This is a genomic window from Leptolyngbya sp. FACHB-671 (assembly GCF_014695745.1).
Taxonomy (GTDB): domain Bacteria; phylum Cyanobacteriota; class Cyanobacteriia; order Elainellales; family Elainellaceae; genus JAAUTN01.
Map to the genome: position 1 here is coordinate 1 of NZ_JACJOV010000077.1, position 10922 is coordinate 10922.

10 protein-coding genes are annotated in these 10922 nt (G+C 50.5%); 3 read left to right on the plus strand and 7 right to left on the minus strand.

Annotated elements, in window-relative coordinates; all coding sequences use genetic code 11:
* The 3 genes from H6F93_RS09495 to H6F93_RS34595 all read left to right on the plus strand — a co-directional run.
* Positions 1-205 (plus strand): class I SAM-dependent methyltransferase (locus H6F93_RS09495; protein ID WP_242043372.1); only part of this gene is annotated, 205 nt, incomplete at its 5' end.
* Positions 172-432: a methyltransferase gene (locus H6F93_RS35725; RefSeq protein WP_190680229.1), complete on the plus strand. Its 261-nt coding sequence runs from the start codon at positions 172-174 to the stop codon at positions 430-432. The genes H6F93_RS09495 and H6F93_RS35725, both read left to right, overlap by 34 nt.
* On the plus strand, positions 374-694 hold the full coding sequence (locus H6F93_RS34595) for a methyltransferase (RefSeq protein WP_190680236.1): 321 nt from the start codon (positions 374-376) through the stop codon (positions 692-694). Before H6F93_RS35725 ends, H6F93_RS34595 begins: the two co-directional genes overlap by 59 nt.
* Before the next feature lie 157 nt (positions 695-851).
* Here the strand turns inward: H6F93_RS34595 and pstS are convergent, their stop codons facing one another.
* The 7 genes from pstS to H6F93_RS09540 form a co-directional block, all read right to left on the minus strand.
* Entirely contained in the window at positions 852-1910 is a 1059-nt protein-coding gene (gene pstS, locus H6F93_RS09510) for a phosphate ABC transporter substrate-binding protein PstS (protein ID WP_190680230.1), read from the minus strand.
* Between the two features lie 49 nt (positions 1911-1959).
* Positions 1960-2346: a nuclear transport factor 2 family protein gene (locus tag H6F93_RS09515; RefSeq protein ID WP_190680231.1), complete on the minus strand. Its 387-nt coding sequence runs from the start codon at positions 2344-2346 to the stop codon at positions 1960-1962.
* 84 nt (positions 2347-2430) lie between these two features.
* Entirely contained in the window at positions 2431-3720 is a 1290-nt protein-coding gene (locus H6F93_RS09520; protein ID WP_190680232.1) for an FAD-dependent oxidoreductase, read from the minus strand.
* Positions 3721-3864: 144 nt separating this feature from the next.
* Positions 3865-4944 (minus strand): ABC transporter substrate-binding protein, encoded by a 1080-nt coding sequence (locus H6F93_RS09525; protein WP_190680233.1) that lies wholly within the window; start codon positions 4942-4944, stop codon positions 3865-3867.
* A 168-nt stretch (positions 4945-5112) separates the two neighbouring features.
* On the minus strand, positions 5113-5820 hold the full coding sequence (locus tag H6F93_RS09530; RefSeq protein ID WP_199313594.1) for a calcium-binding protein: 708 nt from the start codon (positions 5818-5820) through the stop codon (positions 5113-5115).
* A 114-nt stretch (positions 5821-5934) separates the two neighbouring features.
* The gene (locus H6F93_RS09535) at positions 5935-6090 is read right to left on the minus strand and encodes a DUF4278 domain-containing protein (RefSeq protein WP_190680234.1); all 156 of its coding nucleotides are present in this window, start codon (positions 6088-6090) and stop codon (positions 5935-5937) included.
* Between the two features lie 277 nt (positions 6091-6367).
* Positions 6368-10678: a two-partner secretion domain-containing protein gene (locus H6F93_RS09540; protein ID WP_190680235.1), complete on the minus strand. Its 4311-nt coding sequence runs from the start codon at positions 10676-10678 to the stop codon at positions 6368-6370.
* Positions 10679-10922 lie beyond the last annotated feature (244 nt).

The following is a 10922-nucleotide window of genomic DNA, read 5'->3' on the forward strand; positions in this document are numbered from 1 at the left end:
GGAATGGCAACCCTGGGGTCATTTGCTTGAAAGTGTAAAGACTGGAAAGCCTGTATTCAAGACTATCTTTGGTGTAGAGATATTTGATTACTTAGCTGACGACCCCGCTGCTGCCAAAATCTACAATCAGGCAATCAGCAGTTTTTCGGATAAAAAGATGCTGCGATCGCAGTGGGTTACGACTTCTCATCAGTCCGTAACTTAGTTGAAGTTGCAGGGGGACGTGGTACTCTGATTGCTTCTATTCTCAGGGCGAACCTGTCAATGGAGGCAACTCTATTTGATCTACCTTATGTGGTTGAAGAGGCTAGACCGCTGATTGAAGCGCTGGGACTGCTAAATCGTTGTCATTGGTGGGAGGAAACTTCTTTGAATCAGTCCCCCAGGGGGAGACGCTTACCTGCTGAGATATATCATTCACGATTGGGATGATGAACGAGCGATCGCCATTCTGAAAAACTGCTATCAGGCAATGCAACCGAACGGCAAGCTGTTGCTCGTTGAAATGGTTATTCCTTCAGGCAACGAACCGTTTTATGGCAAACTCCTCGACTTGCAAATGCTCTTGAATTACGGCGGATGTGAACGCACTGAGGCTGAATATCAAACGCTGTTAAAAACGTCAGGCTTCTCATTGACAAAAATTATTCCCGTCGCACCTCCGGTAAGTGTAATTGAGGCGATTCGCGTGTAAATAACTTTTGTTGATCAAGGCAAAGCCGTAGAACGTGCCGCCACTTGAACCTTGAACAGAGAAGCCTTAGGCATCAGAGGGCAAGGAGGAGAATGTAGTCCTGCTTACCCTACCATTAGCTGGTTTTTGCGACACAACCCTTGTCACTGCCCCCTTCTCACTTACGCTCCGACAAGGCTTTTGTATTAACCAGGTCAATCACCTTGGCAGCAAGAGGGCGAGACAGCGGCGCGTATCCTGTTGCATCAGCAAGCATTCTGCCATCTTCCATGAGTGCCCATTCGATCAGGTCTTGCAGTGCCTCTTTTTGAGCTGGGTCGGGATAATTTTCATAGAGCAAAAGATACGTCAAACCAATGATCGGATAGGCATCTGCACTTTCTGGATCAGGCAAAAGAGTAACTAGATCATGAGTTGTTTCAATATTTTCTGTGGCATCTTCGGCTGCATTGGGCAAAGGTTCAATAAAGAAACCAGCTTTATTTTCTAGCGTTGCCATTGGTATATGGCTGCGCTCGGCATAGGCAAATCCGGTGTAGCCGATCGCCCCTTGCGTTTGTTCAATTGTTGCTGCAACGCCTGCATTACCTGGAGCCGCATTGCCTACAGTCCAGTCGACTGTCTGCCCTACACCTGCTGTCCAGTCAGGACAAACCTGATCCAGGTGATTAGTAAAATTGAATGTGGTACCGCTGTTATCCGAACGATGCACAAATGTGATTGGTAGATCAGGAAGTGACATCTCTGGGTTATCTCTGGCGATCGCAGCGTCATTCCAGTTTGTGATTTCACCTGTTGCAATGCCGCAGTATGCCTCACGTGAGAGCCGCAGTTCTTCTACATCTTGCAAGTTATACGCTAATACAATAGCGCTGCTGGCGATTGGCACTTGAATTAGCTCGCCTCGTTCATCTGGAAATTGAGCAATTTGCTGAGCTGTTAAGGGTACATCGGTGCTGCTAAAGTCAACTTCTTGACTGAGGAACTTTTCAATTCCTGCACCGCTGCCTACCGATTTATAACTCACTTCAACCTGAGGATTTTGTTGATGATATCGGTCAAACCACAATTCATAAAGAGGAGTCGGAAAGCTGGCTCCTGCACCGTTAAGGGAAACAGAAGGAGCCGTTTGGGTAGAGCAGGAAGCTAAACCTGCGATAAGTGAAATTAATGGGATCGGGGATACTAGGCGAAACAGTTTAAATTGCGTCAACATGGTAAATTTTTGGATAAATGGGTTTACTACCGGAATTCTGAAATTTGCACTAATTTTTAAGCACTTCGTTTGGAGCGATCGCACGATGCGGCATTAACGTATTGATATGGTGATTCAATTTGATGATGCGTCCATCCTTCATAAACCAGATGTGGGAAAACGGAACATTGCAAGGTTTTCCGGTTACTTTAGAGCGGCCCTGGTAATGCCCCAGAGCAATGATTGCATCACCTGTATCTAAGAGTTGTTCGGGTACATTTTTCCAGTCATGAAACTGCACAGCTAATTCAGCAGCCCATTCCTGTACTCTCTTTCGTCCCTGATAATGACTATCTGCGGGGAAGCTATCGGAAACTTTCCAATCTACATCGGGAGCAACGAGTTCAAAATTGAGCGTTTCATAAAATTCCCGAATGATTTCTAAATTTGTTTTCACCGTTAGTTCCTCATTACTGCAATTTGCTTGTCTTTTGAAAGACCATATATGCGTAATGCTGTGTCAATCTACGACAGTTATGTTTCATGAGGGATGAGGCGACGATCGCTTCACCTTGTTAATCCAGCCTCGGTGCAGGCTCAACACCTGGGAGTAGGGCAAATCGTAATCAACCACTAGATCGAACACAAACGGCTTCACCCACTGTGGAAACCATCGATGTAGGAATCGACTGATCTTCGATCGCAACAAATACTCAACGAATAACCGCTTCTGGCGCGGAAACGAGTAATTCGACAATTCTCTGAGTGCATGAGCATCGGTAACTCTTTGCTCAGAAAAGGCGGGTAAGACTAGCGCCCAATCATCCTCATACTGCTCCAACAACCGCTCAAGAATCAGGACATCCTCTAGTGAAGCATTGCATCCCTGCCCCAATGACGGTGAGACGGCATGAGCGGCATCTCCAATCAGCAGAATACTATCACCCTCATGGAAGCGATCGCACTGTACCGTTAACGCCTGCCCCACTGGACGCTGCCAGAACGCTTCTGCTTCCTCTGGTGACATCAACTGCCCAATCACAGGAAAGTTCTCTTGGAAAAAGGTCAAGACTTCCTCTTTGGTTGTCAAGTTTGAGAGCGGATTGTGCTGAGCATCAAAAGCAATCACCCCATTCAGTCGATCGCCGGGTTGAGGCACCATTACCATCCGCGTCTGAGCGCCTTGATTCCATCCATGAATCTTGTCCGGTTCTAGCTCCAATTCTAGGGTTGGAGCTAGGCGAGGGAGAAACACCGATTTATAGGCATCTGGCACATAGGTTTGCTCACACTGCAAGCCTGCCTCCTCAGCTAAATAGTCGCGAACGGGCGATCGTGCTCCATCGGCTGCCACCAAGCGATCGTATGCCAGGGTGAACGCCTCATCTTGCTCTGGCTGCAACGTCACGGTTTTCGCTTTTCTATCTACTCCAGTACACTGACAGCCAAACTGAAGACTAAGTTGTTCTGAATTGTAGGTTTGAGTTAAGTGCTGCAAGAGAATCATTACAAGGCGATTGCGGTCAATTGTGAGCAGCGGAACTGTTCGCGGAATCTCACGCGCTTTACCTTTTTGACGATGAACTTTTGATCCGTTGCAGAATACACCAGCGGCGGCGATCGCTTCCTCTAATCCTGAAATCTGGCGAAGTGCTTTTCTCCCTCGCTCCTGAAGCGTGATTGGAAACGTGCGGTCTCGCGATACATCCACCAAACGCGGGTCAGAACGCTGCTCATACAGCTCAACGCGATATTTCTCTCGACGCAGTAGATAGTGAGCAAGTAAAAGTCCAGCCGGACCCGCTCCAATAATTACAACCTTTTGAAGCATTGAGTTCTCCTAGTTTATTCATCTGAGGTGTACTGAGTGCTTCCAGTTGAGCCTCCTCTCGGCTCTACCAATCCCACATTAACCTGACGCACTGCCCTCAGTCTTTGCAAGCTTTTGTCCCGTACTTAGCGACTCTCTTCTCACCTAACCTTGAGCTGCCTTCACAAAAGCTGGGTCAATGAGTGCTGACAACTGCTCTAATGTAGGGGCTTCTGAAATTTGGTTCTGGTCTTTCAGGAAAGTTGCCAAAGATTCCATGTGTTTACCAAGATAAACATCGCTGGTAGTGTCATCCATCAGCTTGATGTTGTCTTCCAAGCTAGTTAAACTGACTCCTTTCAGTTCTTCTGCAACTTCTTCGGGTTGTAATTCCAATTGCTTTCCAGTAATCACATATGCTTCGTCAGGATTTGTCTCAATAAATTCGTGTGCTTTAAAGATGCCATTCACAAAGCCTTGAATGGCTTGAGGGTTTTCTTCAACAAATTGAGTGCTGAAAATGTACACATCCGTAATGGCAGTTGGCATTTTGGATGAATCGTAAATAATGCGTCCATCCTTCTGAGCATTGTTGGACTGCTTCAAAAATGGGGAGTAGGTTACTGCAACATCAACTCGTCCAGACGTGTAAGCAGCGGCAGCAGCATCGGGTGTAACGTTAGTGATCTTGATATCATCACCCGTTAAGCCTGCCTCTTCTAGCACTTGCAGTAGGAAGAAATGGCTGACGCTGCCTAACTCTACCGCAATCTCTCGGCCCTTAAAGTCTGCAACATCTTTCACGCTGTTGCGCGCCAAGATACCGTCACCTCCGGTTGATGAATCCGCAATCTGAACAATGCGAAAATCTTGCCCTTGAGCAGCAAATGCCACTGTTTCCGTTGTAACGATGCTGATGCATTGAATGTGCTCAGCAGCAAATGCTGCGTTGCCTTCACCCGTAGTGCCAAAGACTTTTTGCTCCAGATCTAACCCACCTTCTTTAAAGAATCCTTTTTCAATAGCGACGTAAAGTGGGGCGTAGCCAATCCAAAGTGTGCTGCCATATGCACTTTTGACCAGCTCAGTCGGAGATGCCGACCCAGCAGGAGAGATGGTGGTCGAAGTATCTGGTGATGTTGCTTGGAGCTGAGAAGTACAGGCGTGAAGAGTTAGACCCCCTGCAACTCCTCCCATTAATTGAATTAATTGACGTCGTGTCAAAATTTGGGGGGACTGGCTCATATCTATTAACTCCTTGAAATGTGGTTGCTACCGTTAAATAGAGTGTCGTGTTGTGAATGAAATACTGACAGATTCAGCTCTGCAGGTTTACACCACTCATCTGCAAATTGCGCCATATTTTCTGCTCATTCACAAAAACCGACAGTCTGACAGCACTTCTGGCATGAGTTACACGGTAACGAAATCCGCTGCATTGGTTTGATTGGCGTCGACGTTCCGCAACACGGCGAGCACATCGCCTCCCTGTCGAATTAAGGTATTGCGTCCCTGCTGCACAATGTCTAGCTGTTCAAAGCTGACGCTAATAGCGAAGGTGTCTCGGTTGTTTCTAAAGTCCACGATCGTATCAACTCCTGGGCCTGCTTCAATGTTGAACAGATCGTTGCCTGCACTACCAATCAGCTGATTGTTGCCTGGGCCGCCGCTCAGCACATCGTTGCCAGCACCGCCGCTCAGCACATCGTCGCCATCATCGCCGCTCAGCACATCTCTACCAGCACCGCCGACCAGCCGATCGTTGCCTGCGTCGCCGATTAGCGCATCGCGCCCATCGCCGCCCCTCAACACATCGTTGCCTGGACCGCCAAACTGCCGCTTGCCGATCAGTCCTAGCCGATCGTCCTGTCCGTCGCTGACCATGCGATCGCTCTGGCTTGTGCCCGTGAGGATGTCGGAGCGGCGATCGGCAGACTGTAAGACCGCGCTGTTGATCGGATTGACCGTGTATCCAATTAATGACTGCAGCACATTACCTTTTACCGTCGCCGTAAGTTCACCCCCAGGCGGAGCTTGGTCAAGCTGAAAGCGAAGGGCGATCGCGGTTCCGGCTTCTTCTACGAGAACTTCAGGTGACGCTGAAAAACGAATTGTGACCATTTGCAATCTCTCCAAAATGGAACTGTAGTACGTGGGAAAAGCCCATGCACTGAGGCTGCATCCCACATTCCTCTTGTCCTACATCTAACTGCATGCTGTCATTTGGTGAAGGCACTACTTCAGCGCTAGTTCGTCTGGGGCAAGATGACTTACTTGCATGTAGGGCACACCTCGATACCGCAACATCTGTACCGATTGAGGAGTAACCTCGCGCTGAGACAGATGATACTCGTAGTACTCGTATGAAACACCTAGAAAGTAAAGTTGCATGGTTTGCTTTTTTAGGGTAAAACTGCACTCTTCCATAGCTTATGTAAATCTCAGTGCTTCCAATTGCCTAACTTACTGCTCCATAGGTATATCAATGAAGCTGATGAATATAGTTCGCAACTTCTTCGTCCGAAGGGTTTGAGTGTTCGTAGAAGTTCTCTTTATTGCCCGATTAACCCACTAGTGTTGTTCAATGAATCTTGATGTGTGGCATCATATCCATCCTTTTTTCCCTGAAGGCAAAATTTTAGCGTTCGCGATCGCAAGCATCTTCGGATCACGGGTTCTCAGTTTGGTTACATAGGGAAGGTTGAACCATATGGGCGGGGGCTGCCACAATCAATCTCACCGTCCCATTTTCGACAATCCACTCTTGTGCTTCTACGATCGCCCCTGCTCTATCTGTTGCTTGATTAGGGGGAGCGATTGCCCCTTCGGGAATTTGTGAAGTAACCGCAGTTTCTGGTTCATCTAACGTAGACCAACCGGTAAGAGATTCTTCCCCAACCAGCGAATCAGTCGGGGCAGTTGGCAAGCCGCCTCGTCCTGTCACGATAAACTCACTTTCCCTTTGCCCCACTCCTGCACCAGAACAGGTTTGAGCAATCTGGTCGGAGGCATCTACCACCTCAGCAGGCAGTTCGGGAAGCCCGCGTCTGAGGTCAACATCAGGGGGAGTGATATCAACCGTTCCTTGCACGCCTAGCTCTGAACTGGCAGTGATGTCATTGGTAAGCGGATTATCTCGCGGCTGCGGGGCAATGCCAAACAGCCCTTCAGTGGTGATCCGGACATTGCCACCACTACCGCTAAATGCATTGGCGCGGATGTCACTATTTTCGTTCGGGACGGCAACAATGAAATCTGCATCAATGGCAATGTTGCCGCCGTCACCTCCAGCGCGCTCGGTTCCTGCAGTAGTCGAGATGAGGCTACCGTTGCGAAGCAGCAATACCCCGACATCGCGCAGGGTGATATTGCCGCCGTTGGTTGCCGCCGTTTCAGCTGTGAGGCGAGCTTGGTTATCTAACTGCACACCAGCGGCAGTGATGTCGATGCCGCCCGCGATGCCGTTGCCCTGAGAGTCTACGGCAATCCTGGCGCGATCGAACACCTGCAACTGCCCCGTTCTCAGTTGGACAATGCCTCCTTGACCCGCAGAGTTAGGCGCGGTATTGGCAAACAAACCACTGGCGGTTCCTTGATTGCCGCTGATGTTGAATGGGCTCGCCCCAGAGAGCGTGATTTGATCACCAGCATTCAGGGTGATGCTGCCCGCCTGTCCGCTGCCACCAGTTGAGGTAATCACCTGCCCGCCATCGATCGCCTCAAAGGTATTGGCGTTGAAGCTAACCGTTCCGCCTGAAAAGGCATTCTCAGTTTCGGTCGAGATTGAAGCACCATCCGCAATACGAACCGCATCCGTCGCAATCCTCACATTGCCGCCGCTTCCTCGTGCGCCTGCCTCTGTCGTGGTAAAGATGCCACTCCCAAATAGTCGAGATCCTTGCCGTCTTGATCCTTCTAGGGAAACGCGATCGCCAGCAATAATTACGTTACCCGCATCGCCCTGTCCAGCAGTGCTAGCCGTTAGTCGTGCGCCCTCCGTGAGTGAGAGCGAGGAAGCTGTAATCTCAATGTTGCGGCCATCGCCCACCGCACCGGGGTTCACGCTACTCAAAATTGCACTATTGTTCAAACTTACGCGATCGCGAGCCTCGACAATCACGTTGCCTGCATTGCCTTGTCCAGCAGTGTCCGCAGCGAGTTGCGATCGATTGGTGAGCAAAAGCGAGCCTATGGTAATGCGGATATTACCGCCCGTACCCACAGCCTCCGTGCTCACTCTATCCGGATTCACGCTGCTCAAAATTGCACTATTGTTCAAACTCATGCGATCGCGGGCGCGAATCGTGACGTTGCCCGCATTGCCGCGTCCCGCAGTGCTGGCAGCAAATTGTGCCTCGTTAGTCAGAAAAAGGGAGCCTGCCCGGAGGCGAATATCGCCTCCGTCACCCACAGCACCTGGTCTAACGCTACTGAAAATCGAGCTGTTGTCGAATGTGGCGCGATCGCCGACATCGGTAATCACACTACCGGCATCGCCTTGTCCACCCGTTTCAGCGTCGAGTTCTGAATTGGTCAGGGAAAGGGAGCCTGTGGTGATGCGAATATCGCCTCCGTCACCCGCAGCATTCGGCCTAACGCTACTGAAAATCGCACTGTCGCTCAAACTAGCGCGATCGCGGACGTTGAAAACTACATTGCCTGCATTGCCGCGTCCGAAGGTGAGCACCTGTAGCTGTGCCTCATTGAGCGACAGCGCGGAGGTGTTGAAAATTATGTTGCCCGCGTCGCCTTGTCCACGAGTTTCGGCACCAAATGCTGTTCTGTTGGTAAGTGAGAGCAAGCCTGTGGTGATGCGAATATTACCACCATTGCCTACAGCACCTGACCCAACGCTACTGACAATCGAGCTGCCGTTGAATGTGGCGCGATCGCCAGCATTAATAGTTACGTTGCCTGCATCACCCCGTCCAAACGTAGTGGTATCTAATAGAGCACTATTGGTGAGAAAAAGCGACCCGGTGGTGATGCGGATGTTTCCTCCCCGCCCAATGCCACTCTCCCTTACCGCACTAAAAACACCACTAGAAAAGCGACCATCGTCACTTGTGCCATCGAAGGAGGCGGTATCACGGGCATCAATGATGATGTCTCCAGCATCCCCCTCTCCAGCAGTACTGGCACTCAATAGAGCACCACTGGTGACAGAAAGCGTCCCAGTGGTGATGCGGATGTTTCCTCCCCGCCCGATGCCATCCTCCCCTACCTCACTGAGAGCACCACGAGGGAATAAGAGGACACCTGCGCCATTGAAAGAGACGGTATCACGGGCATCAATGATGATGTCTCCAGCATCCCCCTCTCCATTAGTCCTGGTACTCAACTGAGCATCATTAGTCAGGAAAAGCGACCCGGTAGTGATGCGGATGTTTCCTCCCCGCCCAATGCCAAACTCCCTTACCTCACTAGAAGCACCACTAGAAAAGCGAAAGTCACTTGTGCCATCAAAGGAGACGGTATCACGGGCATCAATGATGATGTCTCCAGCATCCCCCTCTCCAGCAGTATCGGCACCCAACGCAGCACCATTGGTGACAGAAAGCGACCCAGTGGTGATGCGGATGTTTCCTCCCCGCCCGATGGCAGCCGCCCCTACCAAACTGAAAGCACCATTAGGGAAGAATCGGTCACCTGGGCCATCGAAGGAGACGGTATCCCGGGCATCAATGGTGATGTCTCCAGCATCCCCCTGTCCAAAAGTCCTGGAATCCAACAGAGCACCATTGGTGAGGGAAAGCGACCCGGTGGTGATGCGGATGTTTCCTCCCTGCCCGATGCCATCCCCGCCTACCACACTGGAAGCACCATTAGAGACAAAGAAGACACCTGCGCCATCGAAGGAGACGGTATCACGGGCATCAATGATGATGTCTCCAGCATCCCCCTCTCCATCAGTCCTGGTATTCAACTGAGCATCATTGGTGAGGGAAAGCGACCCGGTGGTGATGCGGATGCTTCCCCCCTGTCCTGTGGATTCAAACTCCACCTGGTTAGAAATTTCGCTATCAACTAGCGCGATCGACCCCGTTGCGTTGAGATCAACGTCCCCAGCTTGGCTGTCAACGCCTCCCAACCCTGCTGCAATTCCAGCCAAAATTGAACTGTTACTGAGGCTCAAGTTTCGGGCGGTGACCACGACACTTCCTCCATCGCTCGCCGCAACATTGATTTGAGAATTATTCGCAAGCGACACATTCGATCGAGCAACATTGGTTGGAAACTCCAGGCTGGGACTATTACCATTCATCGTCAATCCGATCGTCCCCGGTTCTGAGAGTCCTCCCAGTTCCACTCGTCCGCCTAAAGCCGTTAACCGCCCATTTTCGAGCCGCACATCGCCACCCACTAAGGCGAGACTTTGACCGGGGGCAGTGGTGAGTCCGGTTGTATCCGCAATCGATCGATTGATAATCGGTTGCGGATTAAGCTGATTGAACAGTAAAGCGTTGGGATTGACGTTGAGCAGTGGCGTTGGTGCAGTGGCGTTGGTGGCGCTAAACACATCACCGTTAGGAAAGGCGATCGCATTGGCAGTAGTTGCCACAAAGGAACCGCGCACATCTAAGCGGGCGTCGTCACCAAAGAGGATGCCGCTGGGGTTAAGTAAGAACAAGTTGGCATCGCCCAGCACACCGAGTACGCCCAGTATTTGTGACTGCCCGCCACCCGTGACACGAGCGAGAATGTTGTCTACCCCCGGATCAGCAAAGTAGACACTGCGTCCTTCATCAACATGAAATTCTCGAAAGCTGTGGAAGAGGTTATTGCCGCGCTGCGCTCCGCCTTCGATGCGATCGCTTGAGCTCTGTGGGTCGAGCGGAATGACAGTTGAGCTTTCCACTCCCAGCGTGTTATCGGCGATCGGACGGCGTTGTGCCACTGCCACAGTTGTCCATCCCAGCACAATCGTACTGAGGACGATGCCGTTTACGATCGCAGTTTGCCAACCGAAGCGACGCATCAGAATTGCCTTTTCAAGAGTGATTATGTGGATAACAACCAGCATGGATTGAGCATCAACAAAGACGAAACATTAACACAGCCGATCGAAGTTTAGCCGTCATCAGATTTATGTTTCTTTATAGAAGAACGCATAATTTCAGCCACTCCAGCTTGAGAACTTGATAGAGCATGATGCGATTCAGGTTCACTCATTGATTAAAGGTGACATTGTGAGGAAAAGGAGAATGAATGCGCTCCTTGCT

What these genes read in the sequence shown, in the direction of transcription:
- pstS (WP_190680230.1), bottom strand. Translation starts at nt 1,910, where the DNA reads ATGTTGACGCAATTTAAACTGTTTCGCCTAGTATCCCCGATCCCATTA.
- H6F93_RS09520 (WP_190680232.1), bottom strand. Translation starts at nt 3,720, where the DNA reads ATGCTTCAAAAGGTTGTAATTATTGGAGCGGGTCCGGCTGGACTTTTA.
- H6F93_RS09525 (WP_190680233.1), bottom strand. Translation starts at nt 4,944, where the DNA reads ATGAGCCAGTCCCCCCAAATTTTGACACGACGTCAATTAATTCAATTA.
- H6F93_RS09530 (WP_199313594.1), bottom strand. Translation starts at nt 5,820, where the DNA reads ATGGTCACAATTCGTTTTTCAGCGTCACCTGAAGTTCTCGTAGAAGAA.
- H6F93_RS09535 (WP_190680234.1), bottom strand. Translation starts at nt 6,090, where the DNA reads ATGCAACTTTACTTTCTAGGTGTTTCATACGAGTACTACGAGTATCAT.
- H6F93_RS09540 (WP_190680235.1), bottom strand. Translation starts at nt 10,678, where the DNA reads ATGCGTCGCTTCGGTTGGCAAACTGCGATCGTAAACGGCATCGTCCTC.